The sequence below is a fragment of the Nonomuraea roseoviolacea subsp. carminata genome (assembly GCF_024172185.1).
Classification (GTDB): Bacteria; Actinomycetota; Actinomycetes; order Streptosporangiales; family Streptosporangiaceae; genus Nonomuraea; species Nonomuraea roseoviolacea.
The window spans coordinates 9,596,304-9,619,415 of sequence record NZ_JAMZEC010000001.1 but is presented as its reverse complement, the minus strand read 5'-3'; the positions used below and the strand labels follow the sequence as shown (position 1 = coordinate 9,619,415).

The following is a 23,112-nucleotide window of genomic DNA, read 5'->3' as shown; positions in this document are numbered from 1 at the left end:
CCGGCTGGGAGGGGCCGTCAGGGTGCCGTCCGGCGGGGCAAGGTGAGCAGCACGGCGACGGGTCGCCAGGATGTCGTCCGGCTGGGAGGGGCCGTCAGGGTGCCGGCCGGGGGGCCGGACGGAGCGGGGGCCGCGGCGGTAGGTCGGCCGCGCGGGGGCGGCTACGAAGGGTCGCTGTGGCGGGTCGGCCGGGCCAGCTCGCTCAGGGCCGCGTCCAGCGTGGGCGCCAGGGCATCGGCGACATGCGCCACGACGTGCTCGCCCCCACCGGCCACCAAGAGCCGGCCACCGGCCTGCGCCGCGTACCGCACCGCGTGGGAGAGCAGGTCGCCGCCCGCCGCATCGACGGCGCTCAGCCGGTCCGCGTCCACCACGACCAGCGGCGGGACGCGCCGGGCGAGGGCGCGCACCAGGGGCTGCTCCAGTACGTGAGCCGTGGCCTGGACGAGGGCGCCGCTGAGCGCGAGCACGATCACGCGGCCGGCCTCCCACTCCGCCACCCGCAGGGACGGCGGCTCCGGCGCAGGGAGGGGGTTCGGGCTCATGACTGTCCTTCGGAAGGCACGACACGACGATGCCGACCAGACTTCCCGGCTCACCGTCGCTGACGGTAGCAGATCCTTGCCCTGTGCAAGAAATGTACGGGGCCATGAAGAAGGCGGCGTGGTTGCTCCGTGCAAACCTTGCACACTGCGCTGAACCCCCGGCCGCCGCGCGGGCGTATCCCGGAGTGACCCAGCATCACTCGGAAGGGCCGCGTACGAGGCCCCGGAAGGGATGGCGCGCATGAGACTCGGCCGAAGCCGCGGGCTCCTCGTCAGTTGCGCCGCCGTCGCGCTGTGCGCGCTCGCCGCCTGCGCCCAGTACACGCCGACGCCGCGCTCCGGCGCCGGCGACCTCGGCGCGGCGCCGCCCGCCGCCGGGGCCGGGCCGACCCGTTCGCCCGTCCCGGCCCAGGCCGCGGCGGAGGCCGCCGACATCGGCACGCGGGAGACCAGGTGGGGGCCGTTGTCGGAGACCGACCGCGATCTCATCAGGAAGGTCCGGCTGGCGAGCCTGTGGGAGATGCCCATGGCCCAGGACGCGATGCAGCGCGCCGGCAGGGCGAAGGTCCGGGAGGTCAGCAGGCGGATCGCGGCCCAGCACCACACGCTGGACGGGCAGGTCCGCGACCTGGCCGCGAAGCTGGACGTCACGCTGCCGGTGAAGCCGACGGACGAGCAGCAGTCATGGATGAGCGACATATCCAGCAGATCCGGATCCGCCTATGACGTCACTTACGTCAAGTGGCTCCGCCTGGCCCACGGCAAGATCTTCACCCTGATCGGCACCGTGCGCGGGACCACGCAGAACACCTTGGTCCGCCGCTTCTCCGAGCAGGCCAACGCCGCGGTGCTCAACCACCAGCGCCTGCTGGAGAGCACCGGCCTGACCACTCCTGAGAGCTTCCCCACCCCGCCCGCGTGACCGGCGCGCGCCTCCGATGATCGTTCCGGACTCGCCAGGACGGCCCGTTGTTGGCATAGTGGACAACAACGCTATTGGCAAGGTGGACAACAATTCTCACCCGTCCTGGAGAGGATCGACGTGGCCGAACGACAGCGCCGACGGCGGGCGCCCGAGCAGTCGCGCGAGGAGATCCTCGACGCCGCGACCGAACTGATCGCCCGGTACGGGCCGAACGGCGTGGGCCTGCGCCGGGTCGCCGACGCGGTCGGCGTCACGCACGGGCTCGTGACCCACTACTTCGGCACCTACGACGCGCTGGTCCAGGCCGTGCTGCGGCGCGAGAACGAGCGCCAGCGCGAGCGGCTGCGCGAACGGATGCGCGCCGACCAGGGCGTGCCGTACTCGGAGGGCATGACGCGGGTGCTGTTCGAGACGCTGGCCGACGAGCGCTACGTCCGGCTGTGGGCCTGGTCGATGCTGCACGCGGAAGGCCCGGGCACCGTGTCGGAGGGATTGTCCGGCTTCGTGGACGCGATGGAGGCCGGCATCCGCATCGTCCTGCCCGAAGACCGGATGCCGGACCGTGCCCGGATCGAGGCGGTGGTGCTGCTCGGGCTGTCGGCGTCCTACGGGTTCGCGCTCGGGAAGCGGTCCTGGCTCGCCGGGCTCGGCCACGACCCGGCCGAACCGGCGCACGGGGACGCGTTCCGTACGGCGCTGGCCTCGGTGCTGGCCCACCACCTGGAGGGCGAGTCCTGATGACGGCGTTACTCCTTTCCGGAACGGCGATGGCCGGGGCGGTGACCGGAGGCGCGGACGGCGCGGGGCGGCTCCCGGTGTTCATCGGCCTGTTCGTGGTCGTGGTGATCGTGGTGACGAGGATGGGCGGGCGGGAGCTCCGGCCCGTCAAGCTGCTGGTGCTGCCGATCATCCTGCTCGTCGCCGGTCTCGCGCCGGTCCTCCCGCTCCTGCCGGAGGTCGAGCTGCACGGCATCGACTACCAGCTCATCGTCGCCGACCTGGTGGTGTCGGTCGGGCTGGGCGTCGTCCGCGGGTTCACCGTGCAGATCTATCCCAAGCCGGCCGCGATCTGGTACCGGTACGGGCCGGTGACCGTGGCCCTGTGGTGCCTGTCCATCGGGCTCCGCTTCCTGATCGGCGGCTACGGCGCCGGCCACGCCGCCACCGCGCTGTCGACGAGCGCCGGCGTCATCTTCATGCTGGGCCTGACCTTGTTGTGCCAGAACGTCGTCGTGATAGCCAGACGCCCCACTGGTGCGGGGGCGGGCGGGTAGTCCGGTCAGCCGGGCGCGGGTGCGGGCGGGCGGCCCCGGTCGGCGACCGGCCGTACAGGTGGCCGGTCAGCGGCCGGCCAGGCCGGGCAGGAGGGTGGCCGGTCAGCGGCCGGCCAGGCCGTGCAGGAGGGTGTCGATCACCCGGGCGGCCAGAACGTCGGGGTCGGCGTCGCGGGAGGCGGTGTGGGCGGTCTCGGCCAGGAGCGCGAGGTACGCCTGCCGCGCCCACCCGATGTCGGCGTGCGGGCCGAGCAGCCCCTCCTCCTTGGCCCTGGCGAGGGTCCGCTCGCACCGGGCCGTCACCTCCTCGCGGATCGCCCGCGCGGCCTCGCTCGTGGGGACCGGCCGGGCCAGGATGTACCGCCAGCCCGTCTTGATCTGCAGGATGTTGGCGGTGGCCTGGTGCAGCACCACCGCCGGGGGCGCCGTTTCCGGGCGCGCGGCCTCGACGGCGTCGGCGACCTCCTGCCAGGCGGTGGTCTCCATGGCTTCGACCAGCGCTTCCCTGCTGGCGAACCGGCGGTGGACGGTCACCCGGGACACGCCTGCGGCCTCGGCGATCTGTTCCATGGTGGCCGCCGGATTGACGCCGAACAGCTCCTCGGCCGCCGTCATGATCATCCGCATGCTCCGCTCCGCGTCGGCGCGCAGCGTCCTGGTCGTCCCCATGACGGAACGCTACAACAGGGCACAGGTGTGTGGATTAACGGAAACATCTTGTATCAGTTAGATCGAAATGCTGATACGTTCGGCTTCAGATAGCCGACCGAACAGGAGCACGCCGTTCATGACCACCACCATTCGCCCCCGGGCCGGGCTGCACCGCTGGGTTCCCCGCCTCACGCTCGCCGCCGCCACCGTGCACATGGCGGTGGGCGCCGTGGCCTCCGCCCCGCAATGGCGCGACATCCTGTCCGGCGGACTCTGGAACACCGTCGCCAACGACGACCACGCCCGCATGACGGCCCTGTGGTTCATGGTGGCGGGCGTCGCCCTCTTCGGCCTGGGGCTCCTCGCCAGGGAAGCGGTGATCGGCACCGGTGCGCTGCCCGCCGAGATGGGATGGACGCTCATGGCGGCCGGTGTCCTGGTCTCGGCGCTGGAGCCCGCATCGGGAGGCTGGTTGTTGATCGTCATCGGCGCGCTGGCGCTGGTGGCCACGCGCGACCGGCATCGTGCGCCGTGCGCCTCGGCGGGCGACCGATGATCAGCCCTGGGCTCATCGGTACGCATCGCCATGGATGGCCCGTAGTGGTGTCCATGGGATGATTTTGTCACTAGTTTCGTAACACGGGCGATCCGTTCGACTCGGCCAACGTCCCAGTCCAGCCGCACGAGCGGCCCTATCATCCGTATATGATGTACACGCAAGAGCTCGGCGGGCGGCGTTGATGCGCGAGACCGTCATCCCGATCCTGCCGTGCCGGGACATCGACGAGATCGCCGCCTTCTACGGCATGCTCGGCTTCGACACGACCCACCACCAGACCCGCCCGAACCCGTACCTCGCTCTCCGGCGCGACGGAATCGAGCTGCACTTCGCCGGCATCACCGGCTTCGACCCGGAACAGTCGTACGGCTCCTGCATCGTCGCCGTGGACGACACCGCCCGCCTGTTCGAGGACTTCGCCGCCGGCATGCGGGCCGCTCACGGAAAGCTGCTGCTCACCGGCATCCCGCGCATCACCCGGCCGCGCAAGCGGAAGAACACCGGCGACCTGGCGGGGTTCACCGTCGTCGACCCGGGCGGCAACTGGATCCGCATCTTCCGCTCCCAGGCCGAGCCCGCCCCCGCGGACGCCGGCGACGAGGCGAGCGGGCCGCTGGCCCGGGCGCTGGAGAACGCGATCGTCCAGGGGGAGGCCAGGGGCGACACCCACCAGGCCGCGAAGATCCTGGACGGCAACCTCGCCCGGGCCGGCGACCTCGCCCCGGTCATCACCCTGGTCGAGGCCCTCGTCTACCGGGCCGAACTGGCGGTCAGGCTCGGCGATCTCGACACGGCCGAGCGCCTGCTGGCCCGCGTCGCCGACACGACCCTGGACGACTCGCAACGCGAGCGCCTCTCCGACGCGCTGGCCAACGCCGCCGACCTGGAGCTCGCCGTACGGCCCGCGGTCCTCTGACCCGGACGCCGACCTCCGCCACCGCCCCCGGCACAAGCTGCTCGTCGGGCGTGCTCAGATGGGCGTCCCCGGATGGCGGGGAAAATCCTCGTTCCTGAGGCGCCCTCCGGCCGACCGCCGTGTCCTGGGGTCGCCCGTGCAGCCGCGGGTGGCGAGCATGGCGACCACGTCGTCCTCGGTGGGACCGTGCTCGGCCGGGCGGCGGCCGGTGATGCGGCGCGGCCACCTCCGCTCCCGTGCCGTCGGGCAAGCCCTGACCTCATAGGAAAGGGGCGGTGCCCGCGACACGCGGGCGCCGCCCCTGCGGCTTTCAGTCCTCGCCGCGCCAGGCGCGCAGCTCGCGGCGCGCCTGGTGGCGGCTGCGGCGACGCGTCTGGCGCCGGAAGTGGTACCACTCCCGGTTCCCGCCCTTGGTGAGGCATCCCAGCACGTAGTGGGCGGAGGAGCCCCAGTGGCAGGTGCCGGCGCGGTGGTTCGGGGAGACGCTGCCGGCGTCGATCTCGTCCGGCAGCGTGCACGGCCCGAACCGATGGTCGTGCACGGGCACGCAGGTCGCCATGGGCGTGTCGGCCAGACGCACCCACCAGGGACGGGTCTTGTCGGTCCTGCTCATACGGTCACCTTTCGGCTCCGTGACGCCCCGGGATGGGGCCGTCATGGGACCGTGCGCACCGTGATCACCTCCGACCTCGACCATCCTGATCCGACGCCACCGACGCTACCGCGAACGTCCGCCCCGCGCGGGGGAGCGCGGGGCGGACCGCGTCACTGGACGGCGCCGGACTGGGTGAGCAGGTTCTCGTACCAGGCGTCGTACGGGTGGTTGGTCGCCGCGTAGCTGGCCGGCGGGGTCGTCGCCCGGGAGGCCGAGTCGAAGTCCCAGCCGCGCACCAGCCGCCCCGCCTGCCGGGCCGAGACGATGAACGCCGACTCGGTCGCCGGCGCCCCGTAGAACAGGGCGCCCTGCTGGAGCTCGGCGCTGTCGCCCTTCTGGTACTCGACGAAGGCCGTCTGTGGGTAGCGGACGCGGTCGCCGGCGAACCGGTCGGTGTCCACGCGCAGGGTCTGCGCCGGGGTCGGGCCGTCCGCGCCGGTCCACACGTGCACGCGTGACGTGCCGCGCACGGAGGTGGTCTTGTCGAAGCGGGGGTCGGAGGTCTTCGCGTTCCCGGTCCACGAGACCGTCGCGGCGCCGGTGTCCAGCACGCCGTTCCAGGTCCAGTTCTGGCTGTTGTTCTGGCTGCGGTGGATCTCGCGCAGCCGCGTGCCGGCCGGGTCGGTGAAGGCGACCGTCGGCAGGACGCCGTTGTCGTACTGCCGGCTGGAGGACCAGGTGATCTCGCCGTCCGCGTCAAGGTGGCCGACGTGGTACCACAGCGTCGTCGCGCTCTGCGACTGGTGGACCTCGACCAGGTCGCCGTTGTCGTTCAGCGCGACGGCGGGCGTCTGGCCCGTGTCGTACCTGCCGTGGCGCAGCCAGGTCACCCGGCCGTCGGCGTAGGTGCCGGTCCAGTACCAGAGCACGCCGGCGCCCGAGTCGTGCACCTCGACGACCTGCCCCTTCGCGTTGATCGCGATCGCCGGGTTGTGGCCGAGGTCGCGCTTGTACTCCGCGCGGCTCTTCCCGTCGCCGGACAGCAGCGGCAGGACGCGGCCGCGCAGCGCGTCGACCGTCGGCGGGCTCGCCGGGTAGTCCTCGGCCCGCAGCAGGCGCGGCCCGAAGGCGGAGGTGAGTTCCCGGTTGAGCGCGGACAGGTTGCCGGCCGCGTACGACGGGTTGTCGGTCAGGTCGTCCTTGAGGTCGAGCATGACGACGACCGGCGCGGCGGCGGGGTGCTGCGCCGACCAGGTGTCGATCACGCCGAGCCAGTCGCGCAGCAGGTTCGACGCCGGGTTGCCGGCGTGGTCGACCTGGTCGCCGGGGGAGTCGTGGCCGACGGCGTAGTCGCGCGCGCTCGCGTACCCGTTGTCGTGGACGTCGAGCTCGACGAAGCGGACGCCGTGGTCGAGCTGGTAGGTGAGGGACTTCCTGGCGCCGGCGATGTCGCCGGAGTAGCTGTTGTGCGTGGCGCGGAAGACCGCCGATGGTAACGGCACGTCCGCGTCGGCCTGGGCGGTGCCGCCGGTCAGCAGCACGGACGCGGCCACGGCGGCCATGGGGAGCAGGGCCCTGGAACGGGTCATCCTCGGATCCTCACGTCGGGGGGTGGTGGTGACGAGGGAGTGCGGGATCATGATCCGGAGCCGCCGGGGGTTTGTCCAGCGTTCCTCGCCGCGGTGCGGCCGATCAGCAGCACAGCGGCAGGGCGCGCCGCAGGGGGAGGGCGTAGGGGTACACGCTGAACCGCTCGCGGCCCCGCAGGAAGCCGGAGCCGGCGGAAGGGCTGACGGGAAGGCGGTGCACCTCCCGCGTCGCGGACTCGACGCACCGCAGGTACACCTCGGCGCCGGGCTCGAAGCGGTGACGCAGCCGCCGGACGGCGGCGTGGACGTACCCGGCGGAATAGCGATGCGTGTACACGTCCGGGAACATCTCCGTGAGCAGCTCGGCCGTCCCGGCCCGCCCGTCCGTCCCGGCGCCGCCCAGCCCTGAGATCTCGAAGTAGCGCGGCATCAGGCCATGCCGCGGCATGGGCAGGAAGAAGTGGCTGCGCCGGTCCGGGCGCAGGTTGCTGAACATCGCCATGCTGAAGTCGAACTTGAGGCCGAGATAGGGCGCCAGGCCGTTGACCAGGTAGAGGAGCACGAGGCACGTCGTCGCGTACGGGGCCAGGGCGAAGGGGACGGCCCACGTCCCGCCCGCCTCGCCGGCGCCCGGGCCGAGGACGGTGAGCAGGCACCACAGGGACACGACGGCGAGGACGACGTTGTCGAGCAGGGCGACGTGACGCAGCCGGAAGCCGCGGAACCCGCCCAGCGTCGCGGCCACGACGCCGGAGCCGGCCAGCAGCGCGCAGAGCCCGGGCACGGACAGCGGCGCGAGTGACTCGACGTCGGTGAACGCCAGCAGCCCGCCCAGCATGATCAGCGAGAACTGGGCGTGGCCGGCGAAGCCGAAGAACGCGTGCATGACCACGGCGGCGGCGATCACCCAGAGCGTGCGCACGCCGAGCGCCAGCCCGGCGGCGGCGCCGAACTCGGCCGCGACCACGGCGGCGGACAGCGCCCTCGCCAGGCGCCGCGGCACCCGGCGCGGGCTGACGCCCAGCCTGAGCGCGTACTCCATCAGGAGTCCGCTGCCGCAGCTCAGCCGCGGGTCGAAGTAGTCGCGGTTCAGCTTGTGCAGGCCCGCGACGACGTACGTGATGATCGTGAACTGCCGCACCAGGCCCAGCGCGTACGCGTCGTCGAGGCCGCCCCCGTGACCGGAGGAGAGGCCGAAGGCGCGGTCGGCGGCGAAGGCGAGCAGCATGAACCAGGCGACGGCGAAGTGGTTGGGCAGCCGCTTGGGGAAGGACGCGGCCATCAGCGACAGCGCGGCGAGGGCGAGCGCCGGGGTCCAGCGCCAGCCCGGGACGACGACGGCCGGCGCGGCGCACGCCACGAACAGGACGTGCGCCGCCACCCGGGCCGGGCCGCGCAGGCTCAGCCCGAGGACGGGGGCGTCGTCGTCGACGAAGTGCCGCCACCCCCGGGACGACAGGTAGACGGTCTCGTGGACGACGAGCCCGAGACCGATGAGCCGCAGGGTCAGCAGACGGGCCGCCCTCCCTCCTCGGCCGCTCGTCCCGGACCGGGCAGGGCTCGCCCCGAACCGGGCAGAAGGAGCGCGTCGAGCTGCTTCGCCACCGCGGCCGGGGACCGGTCGGCGGCGAGCGACGCCGCCAGCGACACGAGCGGCCCGGGCAGCTCGACGTCCGTCCAGGAGGACGGCCGGAACACCAGGTAGCCGGCGGAGTCCCGGGGACGCAGGCGCCGGACGGCGTCGAGGAGCCGCCAGCTCTCGGAGAAGGCGACGCCGTCCACGCTGAGCGCGCGGCCACGCCGGGCGGCGAACGCCCGGGAGTGCTCACGCAGCCGCGCGACGTCATGCCAGACCGGCAGCGCCCGCGCCGGGCGGAGCGTCACCGCCTCCCGCAGCTCGCCCGTCCCCGCGGCGGCGGGCGGGTCGTCGCCGAACAGGAAGCGTTCGCGCTGGGCGTGGCCGCACCTGGAGCGGATGGCGGCGAAGTGCTCCGACGCCACCGCCCGCTCCCAGACGTCGTAGGCGCGGGAGCGGTCGAGGCCGGCCTTCACCTCGTACGCGAGCCGCTCCTCGAAGTCGTGCCCCGGGACGAGCTCCCGGATCGCCGTGACGCCGAACGTGTCGGGCGAGCGCTCGATGGGCGAGTGCCGGTTCAGGCAGAAGACGGAGAAGTCGAGCAGGTCGATACGCGAACGGTGGGCCGCGGTGAAGTCGATCGTCTCCTGGGCCTCCTCCTCCGTCTCGCCGGGGAAGCCGATGATGCACATGACGTGCGCCTTGATCCCGACCTCCGCGCAGTCGCCGATGACGCGCTCGATCGTGGCGACGGAGATGCCCTTGTTCATGAGGTCGAGGACCCGCTGGTTGGCCGACTCCATCCCGAACGACAGCACCCGGCAGCCGGACTCGTGGGCGAGCCGGAAGTCGTCGCGCGTCAGGGACCTCTCCATCCGCGTCTCGCACCCCCACCGCAGGTCCGCTCCCGACTGCGTGATGGCGCGGGAGATGTGCCGCAGCAGCTTCGGCGACATCGACTCGTCGACGAAGTAGACGTGCCGGCAGCCGTGCCTCTCGGCGAGCGTGGCCAGGTCACGGCCGATGAGCTCCACCGGGCGCACCCGGTAGCTGTCGCCGTAGATGTGGTGGTGGGTGCAGAAGGCGCAGTTCCAGTAGCAGCCGCGCGACGCCAGCAGCGGCAGCACGGGGGCGGGCATCAGGTAGTCGCGGAGGGGGAGGCCGTCGAAGTCCGGAGTCGGCAGGTCCTTGGCGGCCACGGGCCTGGGCATCCCGGTCTGCCGCACGTGGCCGTCCCGGCGGAAGATCAGCCCGGGGATGCCGTCGAGGGACTCCCCGGTGTCCAGGTGGTCGAGGTAGGAGACGAGCGGCCGTTCGCCCTCGTAGACGACGAACGCGTCGACCAGGTCGAACAGCCATGGGTGGTGCCGCAGCCGGTCGCGGTGGGAGGTGAAGAAGGGGCCGCCGAGCAGGATCCGCGCCCCCGGCCGTCGCAGCCGCAGCCATCTGGCCAGGGCGAGCGCGGGATAGACCTGCCCGCGGTAGACGACGGAGATCCCGACGACGTCCGCGAGGAGCTCGCCGGGGGCGACGAGCCGGTCGTAGGCGGCCATGAACGGGCAGTCGTCCCGGGCGAGCGCCGCGCGCAGCTCCCGGGGGTCGGCCGCCGAGGCGGCGAAGACCGGGTCGACGAGGTTGAGCTGGTCGGGTGGGCGGTCCACGGTGGCGGCGGACAGCGCCTCGGCGATGACGGTGTCGGCGACGGCCATCTCCGTGGCGTCGTTGACGGCGGCGGCCGTGCGGACGGCCCGCAGCGCCGCCGGCAGGAGGTCCGCGACCGCCGGGCCCCGGCCCGCGACGTCGAGGCAGTGCTGGAGGTGGAACGCCTCGCGGCCGGTGAGGCTGCGCCTCTCCAGCGCGCGGGCCGTCGTCTCCGCCGCGGCCACCCGCTCGCGGACGGCCTCCGGGGTGAGCAGGTGCCGGATGTAGCGCAGGTTCAGGTCCGCCTGCCCGACCTCGTGCCGGGACTCCTGCCGCACGTACGCCTTGAGCACCGCGGTGCTCAGGTACGGGTAGTTCGCCCCGGTCAGGGGCGGGAACACGAGATCGAGTGTGGCCATGTGAGCCTTCCGCTGCGCGGACGCGCCCGCGCCGTGACGGGTCCACGACGCGGGTCTGCGACACGGTCTACGACTGGTCGAAGTCGATGGCGAACAGCTGCGCCAGGCGCCCGGTCCGGGTGTCCTCGCCGAACCCGTCGGAGGCCGCGTGGAAGTACTGCCCGTCGAACAGCACCATCCTGTTGAAGCGCATCTCGATGACATGAACCAGATCCCACCGGGTGGGATCGGCCGCGTCCGCGCGGAAGCGCAGCAGTTGCTCGCGCGACGCCCCCGCGCAGGAGAAGGCCCCGGTCGGGCGGTGACGGAACAGCCGCAGCCCCTCGCGCGCCGCGCAGTCGCCCGGGGCACTGAGGTAGCAGACCGCCGCCCAGCGGCCCGTCCGCTTGTGGGCGTGGATCGAGTCGCGCTGCCCGTCGAGGAGGAGCGCGAACACACCCGCCGACGGGCGGCCCCAGAAAAGGCGGGACCGCTCGATCTCGTCCCAGTTCGGTTTTCCGGGAATTCCCGTCCGACGGGCGAGCTCGTGGAAGACCTCGGCGGTCCGCGGGTGCCGCTGCAGAGAATGCGTTCCCGCCCACGACCCGGTGAACGGTTTCGCGAATTCCGCCGCGAGGGCGAAATCACGGACCTCTCCGGGGTCGGCGTAATAGTCGTCCATGACGCGCAGGAAGAATTCCGGCGGCAGCGCCGCGTCGGAAATGCGCGCCGGGCCCGTGCGTTCAGTCATGCACGGGCGCGTGGACGCGATGCCGGATCCATTCGGGGATGCCGGAGCGTTCCAGCGACTGGTCGACCGCGATCTTCATGGCCTCGGCGAACGCGGTGTGCTCCAGCTCGAATCCTTCTTCGGCGGCGTACCGGCGGACCTCCTCGAAGGTCTGCAGCCGGTCGAGTTTCGCCTGCCGTTCCGGGGATTCGAGACATTGGTCGATGAAGTTCAGCGCTGTGCGGACACGGTCGACGGCGTCGTCGCGTGATGCCATGTGACCCCCCTATTGGTCCCGTGTTCCCTCAGGCTCGACTCATCGCGTGCCGGTGTCAATGTCCATATGCGGACAAAGCTGGGGTTCCAATAAGAGGGGCGTTCTGGATTTCGAAATCTTGAAAAAGGCGGTTCAGTCGTTCGCGCCGGATTTCAGGCGCGACCGCTCGCTCCGCCGCAGCTCGCCGCGAGCAGCCCGCCGCGGCCCCGGGCGCGTGGCGCCTCCCGGTCACCTGGGGAGACGCCCCGCGCCCTCGCGATCGGCCGATCGGCCGGTCGGCCGGGCGGTCAGCCGGCCAGCCGCCGCCGCAGGTGCTCCTTGCCCTGCTCGGCGCCCTTGCGGCTCTCGCCCTGAGCCCTCCGGAAGAAGTCCGCGAGCTCGGTGTCGCCGTTCCGCTCGGCGTCGGAGATGTAGGTCTCCAGCCGCAGCGCGTTGCTCAGACACTGCTCGACGAACCAGATGAGGTTGTAGTCCTTGTCCTTGGTCCCTGTGACCGCACCGGTTTCCTGGGTCGACGGATCCATCAGTGCCTCCACTCCAAGACTCGGAGATCCCCCGCGGCACCTGACAAACGGATCCGTACCCGGGCCGCGGCGGATGTACCACGCCGACGACGCGCGCCTCAGGCGGGCGTCCGGCGGCGTCTCAGATGCCGGCGGACCAGGAGGGCGGCGCCCATGGCGAGGATCGCCAGCGCCCCCGACGCGGCCAGCCCCCACCCCAGCGGCGAGTCCAGGCTGGCGGCCAGGCCGATGGCGCCGGCCTGGGCCGGGAACGACAGGGTCCCCGTCGCGGTCCGCCTGATCTCCCCGCTGCGCAGCGCGAACCGGAACTGCCACGGGCCGTTCGGCAGGTCCTCGCCGAGGACCACGGTGATGCGGCCGCGGTCGCCGGGCGCCAGGGTCGTGCCGCGCTCGATGGGGAACGGCCCCGCGCTCAGCGAGCTCGGCCCGCCGGACAACGTCACCTGCCCTTCGAGGTCCACGGCCCGGTGGCCGGTGTTGGCGACGTCCGCGACGATCGACGGCGCGCCCTCCGCGGTCCGCCGCGGCACGATCTCGCCGATCTCGAAGTCGGACGGCAGCTCCCCGCCAGGGCCGACGTCCAGGTAGGCGCGGATGCCGACCCGGTTGACCAGGGCGACATTGCCCTTCGGGCCCGGGTCGGAGGAGGACACCTCCGCCCAGATGACGGCGTACCGCTCGCCCTCCGTGGCCTTCTCCGGCACGCGGACGGTGGCCTTCACCTCCGCGCGGCCGCCCGGTCTGAGGCGGATCCTGGAGCGGTCCAGCGTGATCCACGAGCTGAGCTCGTTCGCCGAGCCGAAGGGCGCGAACGTGAAGCGGCCCCTCTCGATGCCCGCGGCGCCCGTGTACAACCGCGCGCGGACGGGGCGGGTCGCGTCGGTGACGACCTCGAAGCGCCGGGTGAAGGTGGTGCCGGGATTGACGTGGTCGACGATGTAGCGCTGGGCGCGCGGGTCGGCGACGCGGCTGGCGGGCACCTCGACAAGCCTGATGCCGATGGTGCTCCCGCCCGCCGCGTCGTTGTCGCCCGCGCTCCCGCGGCCGGCCGCGGTGGCCGGCGGCGCCGCCCACGTCCCGAGCGAGGCGAGCGCGAGGAGGGTGGCCAGCGCTGCTCGGACGAGGGGGTGGCTAGGCAACGGAGTGTCTCACCGTCCCGGTGTAGGTGCCGGCCACGGCCTGGGCCGGGACGTCGACCACGATGGTCGGTACCCAGGAGGCCGAGTTGTTGCCCGAGCCGGTGGTCTTGCTGAACGCGACGCGGACCTGGTCCAGCACGACCGCCGAGGCGGCGTTGGTCTGGCCGGGGACGAAGGTGCCCGTGCCGGTGGTGGCGGTCGCGGGGCCGGACCAGTAGCTGATCCTGCTGTTGGCGATGGTCTCGGCCGGCGTGCCGCCGCCGGTGGTGAAGTCGCTGGCCGACACCTGAGCCACCCAGGTGGCCGTCAGCGCGGTCCGCTGGTCCGACACGGTCACCGTGCCCATCGTCCCGCTGATGCTGCCGCCCGGAGTGCCGGTGCCGACGCTGACCGGTCCGTCGGGCACCGTGATCTGCAGGCCGGCGCCGGAGCTGACGGTGAAGAGCACCGTCGTGGAACACGTCGTCGACGCGGCGCAGGTATCGGCCCGGGCGGGCTGCGCGGCCACCGTGGTGACGGTCACCACGGCGGCGGCTGCCCACAGGGCACCGTAACGGCTCTTGAACACTGCCGATCCCTTCGAAGAAGCGCCCCAGACCGCGGGGCCCGACACACGGAGCCACATTCTGCGCGTGACCGGAGAGTCCGGAACGTGACCCCGCGCGGTGACTGGCGACTTTTTGCCGTGATCTGACGGTTCTCCGAAAAAGGTCGTGCGTGCGCTTCGAAAGGCGATTCCCGGGTCGATCGGCGACCGAATGAAGGGCGATACCCGATTCTCCGGCCACTACATCGTGAATGCGCTGCGTTGGCGGTGAATTTGCCTCCTGAAAGCACGGCCCGCCGACGTGCCGCGCCGTTCTCGATCTAGGATTCCTTCGGCCCTTCCAGCCCCGCCGGACGAGAGACCCGAGGAGTCGCCACGTGAGGAAAGCGGCCGCCGTCATCCACGCGCTGGTGATCCCCGTCGCCCTGGCGTACGGACCGGCCGTTCCCGGCGCCCGTGCCGAGGTGAGCATGGCCGTCCACGCGACGGTCGCGGCGCGCGCCGAGCACCCGCTGGAGATCATCGTGCCCACCACCGCGAGCCTGGGCACCGGCAGCCGGGGCGGCAGCATCAGCGCCTCGCTCGGCACGGTCACCGTCAACGACAGCCGGTCGGGCAACCGCAGCTGGACCGCGACCGTGTCCGCCACGGACTTCACCACCGGCAGCGGCTCCGGTCTGGAGACCATCACGAAGGCCAACATCGCCTACTGGTCCGGCCCGACCACCGCGCAGACCGGCACCGGCACCCGCACGCCCGGACAGGCCACGGCCGCGCAGCGCGTCGCCCTGAGCATCCCGGCTGTCGCCTTCCGGGCGAGCAAGGGCCCGATCGTCACCTCCACGAGCTGGCAGCCCACGATCGTCGTCAGCGTTCCGCAGGGCGCGATCTCGGGCGTCTACACGGGGACCATCACCCATTCGGTGGCCTGACCACGTCGCGGGCCGTTCAGCCGATGAATTGAGGGAGACGTGACCCGCCACTGGTGAAAAGGCCGCTAAGGGACGGCGGCGCGCGCAGGATCATTCGGAGCGCCGGGCGGAATTCCTTTTCTCGGCCACCGGGCCGTCGGCGGGACGGCTCCTCACCACGCGACCGTCCTGTCCGCAGCCCCGCGTTCTCTCTCTTCGATCTGGAAGGATGTCATGCCTTTCCGCAGTCGATTCGTCGCCTCCCCGCTCGCGGCCCTGGCGCTGCTCGCCGGGTCCGGCCTGCCCGCCTCCGCGTCGGCCGACCCGCCGAGCCCGAACACGCACCTGCGCCCGTGGGTGAAGCTGTGCCTGACGCTCAAGCGCATGCCGGGGCACCGGCACATCCGCTGCAAGTACCCGCCGGCCAACCCCAGCCCGCGCGCCGAGCGGCGCGCGCACGCCCTGCGCACCCCGTCGATCAGCGAGATCTCCATCACGACGAGCCCGGCCACGCCGGTCGGCATCACCAGCGGGCCGGACGACAACCTGTGGTTCACCGAGAACTACGCCAACAAGGTCGCCAAGGTGACCACCGGCGGGCTGTTCACCGAGTACTCGCTGCCCAACGCGGTCTCCGAGCCGGCGCACATCACCACCGGCCCGGACGGCGCCCTGTGGTTCACCGAGGCGATCGGCAACCGGATCGGCCGCATCACCACCAGCGGCAGCATCACCGAGTACGAGCTGCCCACCGAGAACGCCTACCCGTGGGGCATCACCGTCGGCCCCGACGACGCCCTGTGGTTCACCGAGATCGACGCCAACAAGATCGGCCGCATCACCACCAGCGGCAGCATCACCGAGTTCAGCCTGCCGACCTCGGGCGCGTACCCCTGCCTGATCACCACGGGCCCGGACGGCAAGCTCTGGTTCACCCAGGCGCTGGCCCAGGGCGTGGCGAAGATGACGACCAGCGGGACGGTCACCGAGTACGCCGCGCCCAGCAACGACGCGATGCCGATCGGCATCGTCACCGGCCCCGACGGCAACCTCTGGTACACCGACGGAGCCGGCCGGGTCGGCAAGGTGACCACCTCGGGCAGCTTCACCGAGTACTCCGTCGGCGACCCCGACAGCTTTCCGTGGGGCATCACGCTCGGGCCGGACGACAACCTGTGGTTCGCCGAGCAGGTCGGCAGCAACATCGCCAGCGTGACCACCTCGGGGACGGTCAGCGAGTACCCGACCCCGACCTCGATCGCGGGACCGTTCCAGCTCGCCGTCGGCTCCGACGACAACCTGTGGGCCACCCTGGACTACGTCGACAAGCTCGCCGTCATCACCCCCTGACGCCCGTCGCCACGCCCCGACGCCCGTCGCTCAGCGGACGTCGGGGGCGGCCGGCGGCGTCCCGCCGCCGGCCGCCCGCGCGTCCCGCCGCCCCTTCACAGACTGTGGCGCGCCTGGGCGGCGAGGAACTCCTCCCAGGTACGGCGGCCGACGGCGCGGTCCGGGGCGAGGTTCGCGCCCTCCCGGAACGCGGCGGCGGCCCGGCCGGGCGTGCGCATGGGCACGACCAGCCGCCGCCTGCCCCCGGCCCGCAGGTAGTCGCGGGCCAGGTCCTCCATCGCGTGCACGCGCGGCCCGGCGATGTCGGGCACGAGACCGGCCGGCTCACCCAGGGCCAGCTCCGCGAGCCGGGCGGCCACCTCGCCGGTGTCCACCGGCTGGAACCGGACCCCGCTCCACGTCGGCAGCACCACCGGCAGCTTCGCGAGCTGCCGCAGCGTCATCAGCACCCAGTCGTGGAACTGCGTGGCGCGCAGCGTGGTCCACGGGATGCCCGACTCGGCCACGATCCGCTCGGCGGCGCGCTTGGCGGCGAAGTAGCCGAACATCGCGCGGTCGACGCCGCTGACGACGGGCACCCGGTCCACGCCCACGACCGAGATGTACACCAGATGCCGCGCACCCGCGGCCGAGGCCGCCCGCACCAGGTGCCGGGCCTTGTCGTCGTCGCCCTTGGCGCTTCCGGCGCAGTGCACCACGGTCGCGGCCCCGCGCATCGCGGCGTCGAGCCCCTCGCCGGTGGACACGTCGCCCCGCACGTACGCGACGCCGTCGCGGGCCTCGCGGTCCGTGCGGCTGAGCACCCGCACCTCGTGGCCCGCCGCGCGCAGGAGCGGCACGACGAGGCGTCCCAAGGTGCCCGTACCGCCGGTGACCAGGATGGATGACGTCATGACTGCCTGCTCTCGTGTCGTTGCTTCAGGTCTCTGCCTGCTCGACACGCGGCGGGAGGCGAATGTGACACGGACCCGGCCGGGCCCTCGGACGCCACGCGCTCGCGCAGGTCGGGGCGGGGGCGGTGCTGACGCCGTCCCACGACGCCAGGAACCCGGTCGTCGCGGCCGTTCCGGTGTTCCTGACCATGACCTCGCCCTGGAAGCCACCCGCCTCCTGGCCGGTGTTCCTGAACGTCGCCGGGAGCAGGCAGGCGCGCCGATCGTAGGAGCGCGCGCCGGCGGGCGACTTCGCGAGCGCGTTCCTGAGAGTCCGCCGTGATTGACGTGGCCGTTCTGTCGCGTTCGGCGCGCGCGGCATAGCCTGACGGAGTGACGCGACCCCCCGAACGCCTGCCGTCCCGCTTCTGGACGGCGCCCGCCGTCGCCGCCGCGCTCGCCGACGGCGACGTGCCGGCGCTGCTCGACGAGATCCGCCAGGCGCGGGGATGGACCCAGGCGCAGCTCGCGGAGGTGGTCGGATACTCGCAGAGCTGGGTGTCCAAGGTGGTGCGCGGCCGGCAGCCCCTCACCGTGGGCCAGGTGCGGGAGGTGGCCGTACGGCTCGGGGTGCCGCTCCACCTGCTCCGCTTCGGCGCGTCCGGAAGCGACGACCCCGCCCGGCCGGACGGACCCGCGGCGCAGGGCTCGGCGGGCGGCACTCGGATCCGGCCGGACGGACCCGCGGCGCAGGGCTCGGCGGGCGGCACTCGGATCCGGCCGGACGGACCCGCGGCGCAGGGCTCGGCGGGCGGCACTCGGATCCGGCCGGACGGACCCGCGGCGCAGGGCCCGGCGGGCGGTACGCGGATCCGGCTCGACGAGTCGGCCGCCCAGAGCCTGACCAGCGTCACGCGCGCCCGGCGGCGGCTGGAGCCGGGCACGCCCGCGCGGCAGCTCGCCCGCGAGGCCGTCGCCCACGTCGACCTGGCCGGCCGCGTCCTCGACCACGTCCTCGGCGACCAGGTCACCGGCCGGGCCGACGCCCACACCGCCGGGCACCTGCGGGCCGGGCTGAGCGAGGCGGCCGGGTTCGCCGCCTGGCTGCACGGCGACATGCAGGACCTGGGCACCGCCCGCACCTATTACCGGCTCGCCGTCCAGAGCGCCCGCCAGGCCGGGCACCCGCTGCTGGCCGCGTACATGATCGGCAGCCGGGCCGCGTTCGAGGTGGAAGCCGACGACCCGGTGCTGGCGCTCACGCTGGTCGCCCAGGCGCGGCGCGAGCTGGGCGAGCGCCCGCCGGCCACCGCCGGCGCGTGGCTGGCCAGCATCGAGGCGCTCGGCCACGCGGCCGGGCACGACGCCGAGGCCGCCGGCACGGCGCTGCGCCGCGCGGAGAGCGCGGTCGCGGCCGGCGAGCGGTCGGGCGCGCCGCCCTGGCCGTGGGTGTTCCCCTTCGACCAGGCCAAGCTGGCCGGCTACCGCGGTCAGGTGTCGGTACGGCTGGGCCGCGCCGAGGAGGCCCGCAGCGCGCTGTCGGAGTCGCTGTCGGCGGGCCGGCCGGCGGTCAAGCAGCGCGGCGTCCTGCTGACCGAGATGGCGGCGGCCCAGGCGATGGCCGGGCGGCACGAGGAGGCGTTCCAGTCCGTCTCCACCGCGCTCGCCGTGGGCGTCACGTACGGCTCCGAGCGGATCATCCACCGTGCCCGGCGCTTCCGCCGCGCCTACACGGGCCCGGTGACGGCCACCGTCCGCACCTTCGACGAGAGACTGCTCGCGACGATCACCTAGGAAGAAGGCAGCGCCATGTCCCGCATCGCGTTCACCGGCCACCGCGGACTCCCGCCGGAGACGGCCGAGCTGGTCGACGGCGCGATCCGGGAGGCGCTCGCCGGGCAGGGCGCCCTCCTCGTCGGGCTGTCGTGCCTGGCCGACGGGGCCGACCAGATCTTCGCCCGCGCGGTCCTCGACCTCGGCGGGTCGCTGGAGGCGGTGGTGCCCGCCGAGGACTACCGCGAGGCGCTGCCCGAGGGCGCGCACCGGGCCTACGACGAGCTGTACGAGCACGCCGCGCGGGTGCACCGGCTGCCGTTCGTGGAGTCGACCTCGGAGTCGCACCTGGCCGCCGGACGCCGCATGCTGGACGGCGCCGACGAGCTGCTCGCGGTGTGGGACGGGCTGCCCGCCCGCGGCGTGGGCGGCACGGCCGACGTGGTCGCCGAGGCCGTGGACCGCGGGATCCCGGTCCACGTCGTCTGGCCGCGCGGCGCCCACCGCGACTGACCCCGCGACGCCCACCATGTCTGGCCGTGCGGTGCCTACCGGGACTGATCCCGCGACGCCCACCGTGTCTGGCCGTGCGGCGCCTACCGCGACTGACCCCGCGACGCCCACCATGTCTGGCCGTGCGGTGCCTACCGGGACTGATCCCGCGACGCCCACCGTGTCTGGCCGTGCGGCGCCTACCGCGACTGACCCCGCGACGCTCACCTCGACCGGCTCCGCGGAGAAGGTGACCTGCCGCGCGGCGGGCGCGCGGGTGACCCCTGCGCACCGGCGACGGTGGCGGAGTTCCCGGACCGGCTCGCGGGCGAGGGAACCGGTGGTCAGCGCAGCAGCAACTGGCCGAGGGACACGGTCCCGACCCCCAGGATGAGGAGGCGGAGCACCCGCGGGCTGAGCCGGCGGCCCACCGTGGCGCCCAGCCGGCCGCCGATGGCCGAACCGGCCGCGAGGAGCCCGACGGCCGTCCAGTCGAACTCCCCGGCGACGAGGAAGAACAGGGCGGCGGCGGAGTTCACGAGCGCCACCAGCACGTTCTTGACGGCGCTGAGCCGCTGCATGCTCTCGTCGAGCAGGGCGCCCATGAGCGCCAGGTAGATGATGCCCTGGGCGGCGGCGAAGTAGCCGCCGTAGACGCTCGCCAGCGTCAGCCCCGCCAGCAGCAGCGGCCCGCCGTCGGGACGCGCCGGCCGCCCGGACGTCTCCCGGCGGCGTCTGACGCGTGCGCCGATCCAGGGCTGCAGGGCGATCAGGACGAGGGCGAGCGTCACCAGCACCGGGACGATCGTCTCGAACGCCGTGGCCGGCAGCGCCAGCAGGAGCGAGGCCCCCGTGACGCCCCCGGCCAGGGAGCCCGCGCCCAGCCGGACGAGCCGGCGGCCCTGGCCGCTCAGCTCCTTGCGGTAGCCGATGGCGCCGCCGACGGAGCCGGGGATCAGGCCGAGCGCGTTCGAGACCGTCGCGGTGACCGGCGGGAGCCCGACGGCGAGGAGGACGGGGAAGCTGATCAGCGTGCCGGAGCCGACGACGGTGTTGAGGCCGCCGGCGGCGATTCCCGCCGCGAAGACGGCGAGCAGCTGCGCCAGGGTCACGCCGCGCGGTCCCGCGCGGCAGTGGCGGCGGCGTCGGCGGCGACGAGGAGGTCGGGGCGGGAGCTCATCCTCGGAGCATAGGAGGACGACCCTTCGACCGGGGCCGAAGGGTCGTCGCCCTGGGCGGGGACGGGGTCCCGCGGGCGCGTGTCCCGCGCGACCCCGCCGGTCACCGCGTGGCGCGGGTCAGTGGTTCCACCAGCCGCCGCCTCCGCCGCCGCCGCCTCCGCCGCCTCCGCCCCAGTGGCCCTTGCACCACTGGAGCTCCCAGGCGCCGTGGCGCCAGCAGTACTTGCACTGGCGGCCGTGCCACCAGCGCCACGTGCACCTGTTGGCCGCGGACGAGGTGACGTGCTGGGACGAGGGCGTCGCGCACTTGGGGGCGGCGTTGGCGGCCGGTGTGGTGGCCGCGCCGCCCACGACGAGCGTGGAACCCGCCAGAGCGGCGGTGATGACGAGACGCTTGAGCATCAGAGATCACTCCCTGAGATGAGGATCGCCTTCCGGACATGACCGGCGATCTGGCTGGAGCGTCGAATTCGGTTTTTCCCGGGATACGCCGGATGCGGCGCACTGAACTCAGGCTAAGGGGGGTGGTGGGCGGCGTCTCCCGGCAAGAGGCAAAGCCTTATTTCCGGATATATCACTGCACGGCGTGAAATATCTGATATGTGCGGATTGGCGAGGCCGCGTGGGGGAATTCCGTGCCCGGCCAAAGGATGCTCCGAGCCGGGTAAATTCAGTCTGCCTGCTGGTTTGTGGTGGCGTCGGCTCGTCCGGCGGCGCTTGTCGCGGGCCTTTCCCGGGCGTCTCGCGCTCCGTCCGGGGAAACGCCCTCGGGTACGGGGAAAGGCGAACCCTCTTGCGGGTGAGGGTATGCGAAACGGATTCCTTTGGGTCGGTCACGAACCCCCGGATCCGCGAATGTCGTGAAACAACCGTTCAGGTCAGGAGGCGGAGCCCACCAGGTGGCTGTCGTCGTGCGGGTCGTCGAGCCGGTCCAGCCGGGCCCGCCCCCGCAGGCGCATCAGCGTCACCGCCGCCACCGCCATCAGCGCCCCCGCCCCGCACACCGCCCAGCGCGGCCCGGCCCAGTCGGCGACGACGCCCTGCAGGAGCCCGCCCACCGGCAGCGACGCCGTGTAGGTCATGATCCGGCACGCCATGACCCGCCCCCGCATCCCGTCGGCCACGATGACCTGGATCGAGGTGTTCACCGACGAGATGACCGCCAGGAACGATCCACCCACGACGATCAGCGCCGCGACCCCCCACGCGTACCCCGGCGCCGCCCCGAAGGCGATCATGGACAGCCCGTACAGCACCAGCCCCCAGCGCACCACAAGGCCGAGCCGCAGCTTGTGGTGCCAGCCCGAGACGAGCGGCGCCGCCACGACCGCGCCCAGCCCGAGCGCCGCGTTGAGCAGCCCGAGCCCGACCGGCCCCGCCTCGAAGACGCTGCCCGCGAACACCACCGTGAACTGGAAGATCGGATGGCCGAGCACCCCCACCAGCACCGATACCACCAGCGCCATGACGAGCCCCGGCTGACGCCGGATGTAGCGGGGCGCGGCGAGGAAGCGGCGGGTCATCCCCGCGGGCGCCGCCTGCTGGGGCCGTCCCGCGCGCGGGTGGATCGCCGCCAGCGCCGCGAGCACGAACAGGAACGACACCGCGTTCAGCAGGAACGTCCACGCGGGCCCCAGCACGGCCAGCAGCAGGCCGGCGAGGGCCGGGCCGAGCGAGCGGGCGGTGTTGAACTGGAGGCTGTTCAGGGTCACCGCCGAGTGCAGGTCGCCGCGCGGCACCAGGTCGCTGACGAACGACTGCCAGGTCGGCATGTTGAACCCCGCGAAGACGCCGCCGAGGCTCACCAGCACGAGCATGACCACCGGGTCGCGCTGCCCGGACGTCCACACCAGCCACAGCAGCAGCGCGGAGACGGCCATCCCCGACTGGGTGACCAGCAGGATGCGCTTGCGGGAGCGCCGGTCGGCCAGGGTCCCGCCCACCGGCGACAGGAACACGCTGGGCAGGAACTGCGCCAGGCTGACCAGCCCGACCCAGAAGGCGCTGCCGGTGATCTCGTACAGGACGTACGGCACGGCCAGGTTGCTGAGCCAGCTCCCGGTGCTGGAGACCAGGGCGCCGCCCCAGAAGATCGTGAAGTCGCGGTGGCGGAAGGCCCGCAGGGAGTGGCGCACCCCGCGCGGCGCGTCGGCCCGCCCGCCCTCGGCGGAGGGCGGGCCGTCGGAGGCATCGGCGGCATCGGCGGAGGGCCGGCCGTCGGAGGAGGACGTGCCGCCGTCGGGGCCGGGGCCGGGGGCGGGTGCAGGGGGCACGGGGGCGCGCGGCTCGGACGGCTGCGACGGGGGAAGGCGTTCCTGCTTCACGCGTGCATTCCTCCCCCGTCAGGCGGGCGCGTCAGCGCCGCGACGCCGAGGATTGCGGTTTCCGCGCCCGGCGAAACGGGATGCGCACCGGGAGCGAGGCCGCGAAGGGGGTGAACGCGCCAAGGGCCGCAGGGGGTTGAGGACGGGGAGAGGACGTGAAGAGTGCGAGGACGGGGGAGGACGGATGAGGGGACGGGCGGGGACTAGGGAGGACGGACGAGGGGACGGGCGGGGACTGGGGAGGACGGGAAAGAGGACGGGAGGGGACGGGCGAGGACGGGAAGGGAGACGGGCGAGGACCGGCGAGGACGGGAGAGGGAGGG

General features: G+C 73.0%; 25 protein-coding genes. 10 read left to right on the top strand and 15 right to left on the bottom strand.

All coding sequences use genetic code 11. The features are described 5' to 3' along the window. Positions 1-161: 161 nt before the first annotated feature. On the bottom strand, positions 162-545 hold the full coding sequence (locus HD595_RS44850) for an STAS domain-containing protein (RefSeq protein WP_253780732.1): 384 nt from the start codon (positions 543-545) through the stop codon (positions 162-164). A 241-nt stretch (positions 546-786) separates the two neighbouring features. Between HD595_RS44850 and HD595_RS44845 the strand changes: the two genes are divergently transcribed. The 3 genes from HD595_RS44845 to HD595_RS44835 all read left to right on the top strand — a co-directional run bounded on the left by HD595_RS44845 (position 787) and on the right by HD595_RS44835 (position 2,744). After that, a complete protein-coding gene (locus HD595_RS44845) occupies positions 787-1,467 on the top strand; it encodes a DUF4142 domain-containing protein (protein WP_253780729.1) in 681 nt (226 codons plus the stop codon). A 120-nt stretch (positions 1,468-1,587) separates the two neighbouring features. Then, entirely contained in the window at positions 1,588-2,208 is a 621-nt protein-coding gene (locus HD595_RS44840; RefSeq protein WP_253780726.1) for a TetR/AcrR family transcriptional regulator, read from the top strand. Then, the gene (locus HD595_RS44835; RefSeq protein WP_253780724.1) at positions 2,208-2,744 is read left to right on the top strand and encodes a hypothetical protein; all 537 of its coding nucleotides are present in this window, start codon (positions 2,208-2,210) and stop codon (positions 2,742-2,744) included. The genes HD595_RS44840 and HD595_RS44835 overlap by 1 nt, the downstream gene beginning before the upstream one ends. Positions 2,745-2,846: 102 nt before the next feature. Here HD595_RS44835 and HD595_RS44830 read toward each other — a convergent pair whose 3' ends face one another. Further along, complete coding sequence (locus HD595_RS44830; protein WP_253780720.1) at positions 2,847-3,413, bottom strand: TetR/AcrR family transcriptional regulator; 567 nt, start codon at positions 3,411-3,413, stop codon at positions 2,847-2,849. Between the two features lie 118 nt (positions 3,414-3,531). Here HD595_RS44830 and HD595_RS44825 point away from each other — a divergent pair, with 118 nt between their 5' ends. Together HD595_RS44825 and HD595_RS44820 are read left to right on the top strand one after the other, a co-directional pair. Beyond that, on the top strand, positions 3,532-3,951 hold the full coding sequence (locus HD595_RS44825; protein WP_253780719.1) for a DUF6463 family protein: 420 nt from the start codon (positions 3,532-3,534) through the stop codon (positions 3,949-3,951). 184 nt (positions 3,952-4,135) lie between these two features. Beyond that, the gene (locus HD595_RS44820) at positions 4,136-4,870 is read left to right on the top strand and encodes a VOC family protein (protein WP_253780717.1); all 735 of its coding nucleotides are present in this window, start codon (positions 4,136-4,138) and stop codon (positions 4,868-4,870) included. Positions 4,871-5,180: 310 nt separating this feature from the next. On the opposite strand, the gene HD595_RS44815 is transcribed toward HD595_RS44820, so the two are convergent. From HD595_RS44815 to HD595_RS44775, 9 genes are all read right to left on the bottom strand, one after another. After that, entirely contained in the window at positions 5,181-5,483 is a 303-nt protein-coding gene (locus HD595_RS44815; protein ID WP_253780716.1) for a hypothetical protein, read from the bottom strand. Positions 5,484-5,635: 152 nt separating this feature from the next. After that, complete coding sequence (locus tag HD595_RS44810) at positions 5,636-7,054, bottom strand: PI-PLC domain-containing protein (protein ID WP_253780714.1); 1,419 nt, start codon at positions 7,052-7,054, stop codon at positions 5,636-5,638. 103 nt (positions 7,055-7,157) lie between these two features. Further along, complete coding sequence (locus tag HD595_RS44805; RefSeq protein WP_253780712.1) at positions 7,158-8,435, bottom strand: hypothetical protein; 1,278 nt, start codon at positions 8,433-8,435, stop codon at positions 7,158-7,160. Between the two features lie 125 nt (positions 8,436-8,560). Next, positions 8,561-10,690: a B12-binding domain-containing radical SAM protein gene (locus HD595_RS44800; RefSeq protein WP_253780710.1), complete on the bottom strand. Its 2,130-nt coding sequence runs from the start codon at positions 10,688-10,690 to the stop codon at positions 8,561-8,563. A 67-nt stretch (positions 10,691-10,757) separates the two neighbouring features. After that, the gene (locus HD595_RS44795) at positions 10,758-11,420 is read right to left on the bottom strand and encodes a DUF6445 family protein (protein WP_253780708.1); all 663 of its coding nucleotides are present in this window, start codon (positions 11,418-11,420) and stop codon (positions 10,758-10,760) included. Next, complete coding sequence (locus HD595_RS44790) at positions 11,413-11,676, bottom strand: Nif11-like leader peptide family natural product precursor (RefSeq protein ID WP_253780706.1); 264 nt, start codon at positions 11,674-11,676, stop codon at positions 11,413-11,415. The genes HD595_RS44795 and HD595_RS44790 overlap by 8 nt, the downstream gene beginning before the upstream one ends. Positions 11,677-11,963: 287 nt before the next feature. Beyond that, entirely contained in the window at positions 11,964-12,200 is a 237-nt protein-coding gene (locus tag HD595_RS44785; protein ID WP_253780703.1) for a hypothetical protein, read from the bottom strand. Between the two features lie 98 nt (positions 12,201-12,298). Then, the gene (locus HD595_RS44780; RefSeq protein WP_253780700.1) at positions 12,299-13,339 is read right to left on the bottom strand and encodes a hypothetical protein; all 1,041 of its coding nucleotides are present in this window, start codon (positions 13,337-13,339) and stop codon (positions 12,299-12,301) included. Beyond that, positions 13,332-13,907, bottom strand: coding sequence for a hypothetical protein (locus HD595_RS44775; protein ID WP_253780698.1), 576 nt, complete (start codon positions 13,905-13,907; stop codon positions 13,332-13,334). Before HD595_RS44775 ends, HD595_RS44780 begins: the two co-directional genes overlap by 8 nt. A 356-nt stretch (positions 13,908-14,263) precedes the next feature. Between HD595_RS44775 and HD595_RS44770 the strand changes: the two genes are divergently transcribed. After that, complete coding sequence (locus tag HD595_RS44770; protein ID WP_253780695.1) at positions 14,264-14,818, top strand: hypothetical protein; 555 nt, start codon at positions 14,264-14,266, stop codon at positions 14,816-14,818. Positions 14,819-15,031: 213 nt separating this feature from the next. Beyond that, entirely contained in the window at positions 15,032-16,147 is a 1,116-nt protein-coding gene (locus HD595_RS44765) for a Vgb family protein (RefSeq protein WP_253780693.1), read from the top strand. Between the two features lie 95 nt (positions 16,148-16,242). Here HD595_RS44765 and HD595_RS44760 read toward each other — a convergent pair whose 3' ends face one another. Further along, a complete protein-coding gene (locus HD595_RS44760; RefSeq protein WP_253780691.1) occupies positions 16,243-17,040 on the bottom strand; it encodes an SDR family oxidoreductase in 798 nt (265 codons plus the stop codon). A 125-nt stretch (positions 17,041-17,165) separates the two neighbouring features. Between HD595_RS44760 and HD595_RS44755 the strand changes: the two genes are divergently transcribed. The 3 genes from HD595_RS44755 to HD595_RS44745 all read left to right on the top strand — a co-directional run bounded on the left by HD595_RS44755 (position 17,166) and on the right by HD595_RS44745 (position 19,305). After that, positions 17,166-17,309, top strand: coding sequence for a hypothetical protein (locus tag HD595_RS44755; protein ID WP_253780689.1), 144 nt, complete (start codon positions 17,166-17,168; stop codon positions 17,307-17,309). 103 nt (positions 17,310-17,412) lie between these two features. After that, entirely contained in the window at positions 17,413-18,813 is a 1,401-nt protein-coding gene (locus HD595_RS44750) for a helix-turn-helix domain-containing protein (protein WP_253780687.1), read from the top strand. A gap of 15 nt (positions 18,814-18,828) precedes the next feature. Continuing rightward, a complete protein-coding gene (locus HD595_RS44745; protein ID WP_253780686.1) occupies positions 18,829-19,305 on the top strand; it encodes a hypothetical protein in 477 nt (158 codons plus the stop codon). Between the two features lie 323 nt (positions 19,306-19,628). Here HD595_RS44745 and HD595_RS44740 read toward each other — a convergent pair whose 3' ends face one another. The 3 genes from HD595_RS44740 to HD595_RS44730 form a co-directional block, all read right to left on the bottom strand. Continuing rightward, positions 19,629-20,396: a sulfite exporter TauE/SafE family protein gene (locus tag HD595_RS44740; RefSeq protein WP_253780685.1), complete on the bottom strand. Its 768-nt coding sequence runs from the start codon at positions 20,394-20,396 to the stop codon at positions 19,629-19,631. Between the two features lie 186 nt (positions 20,397-20,582). Then, positions 20,583-20,867: a hypothetical protein gene (locus HD595_RS44735; RefSeq protein ID WP_253780684.1), complete on the bottom strand. Its 285-nt coding sequence runs from the start codon at positions 20,865-20,867 to the stop codon at positions 20,583-20,585. A 476-nt stretch (positions 20,868-21,343) separates the two neighbouring features. Continuing rightward, complete coding sequence (locus HD595_RS44730) at positions 21,344-22,789, bottom strand: MFS transporter (protein WP_253780682.1); 1,446 nt, start codon at positions 22,787-22,789, stop codon at positions 21,344-21,346. Positions 22,790-23,112 lie beyond the last annotated feature (323 nt).

What these genes read in the sequence shown, in the direction of transcription:
- HD595_RS44850 (WP_253780732.1), bottom strand. Translation starts at nt 545, where the DNA reads ATGAGCCCGAACCCCCTCCCTGCGCCGGAGCCGCCGTCCCTGCGGGTG.
- HD595_RS44845 (WP_253780729.1), top strand. Translation starts at nt 787, where the DNA reads ATGAGACTCGGCCGAAGCCGCGGGCTCCTCGTCAGTTGCGCCGCCGTC.
- HD595_RS44835 (WP_253780724.1), top strand. Translation starts at nt 2,208, where the DNA reads ATGACGGCGTTACTCCTTTCCGGAACGGCGATGGCCGGGGCGGTGACC.
- HD595_RS44830 (WP_253780720.1), bottom strand. Translation starts at nt 3,413, where the DNA reads ATGGGGACGACCAGGACGCTGCGCGCCGACGCGGAGCGGAGCATGCGG.
- HD595_RS44825 (WP_253780719.1), top strand. Translation starts at nt 3,532, where the DNA reads ATGACCACCACCATTCGCCCCCGGGCCGGGCTGCACCGCTGGGTTCCC.
- HD595_RS44820 (WP_253780717.1), top strand. Translation starts at nt 4,136, where the DNA reads ATGCGCGAGACCGTCATCCCGATCCTGCCGTGCCGGGACATCGACGAG.
- HD595_RS44815 (WP_253780716.1), bottom strand. Translation starts at nt 5,483, where the DNA reads ATGAGCAGGACCGACAAGACCCGTCCCTGGTGGGTGCGTCTGGCCGAC.
- HD595_RS44810 (WP_253780714.1), bottom strand. Translation starts at nt 7,054, where the DNA reads ATGACCCGTTCCAGGGCCCTGCTCCCCATGGCCGCCGTGGCCGCGTCC.
- HD595_RS44800 (WP_253780710.1), bottom strand. Translation starts at nt 10,690, where the DNA reads ATGGCCACACTCGATCTCGTGTTCCCGCCCCTGACCGGGGCGAACTAC.
- HD595_RS44795 (WP_253780708.1), bottom strand. Translation starts at nt 11,420, where the DNA reads ATGACTGAACGCACGGGCCCGGCGCGCATTTCCGACGCGGCGCTGCCG.
- HD595_RS44790 (WP_253780706.1), bottom strand. Translation starts at nt 11,676, where the DNA reads ATGGCATCACGCGACGACGCCGTCGACCGTGTCCGCACAGCGCTGAAC.
- HD595_RS44785 (WP_253780703.1), bottom strand. Translation starts at nt 12,200, where the DNA reads ATGGATCCGTCGACCCAGGAAACCGGTGCGGTCACAGGGACCAAGGAC.
- HD595_RS44765 (WP_253780693.1), top strand. Translation starts at nt 15,032, where the DNA reads ATGCCTTTCCGCAGTCGATTCGTCGCCTCCCCGCTCGCGGCCCTGGCG.
- HD595_RS44760 (WP_253780691.1), bottom strand. Translation starts at nt 17,040, where the DNA reads ATGACGTCATCCATCCTGGTCACCGGCGGTACGGGCACCTTGGGACGC.
- HD595_RS44745 (WP_253780686.1), top strand. Translation starts at nt 18,829, where the DNA reads ATGTCCCGCATCGCGTTCACCGGCCACCGCGGACTCCCGCCGGAGACG.
- HD595_RS44735 (WP_253780684.1), bottom strand. Translation starts at nt 20,867, where the DNA reads ATGCTCAAGCGTCTCGTCATCACCGCCGCTCTGGCGGGTTCCACGCTC.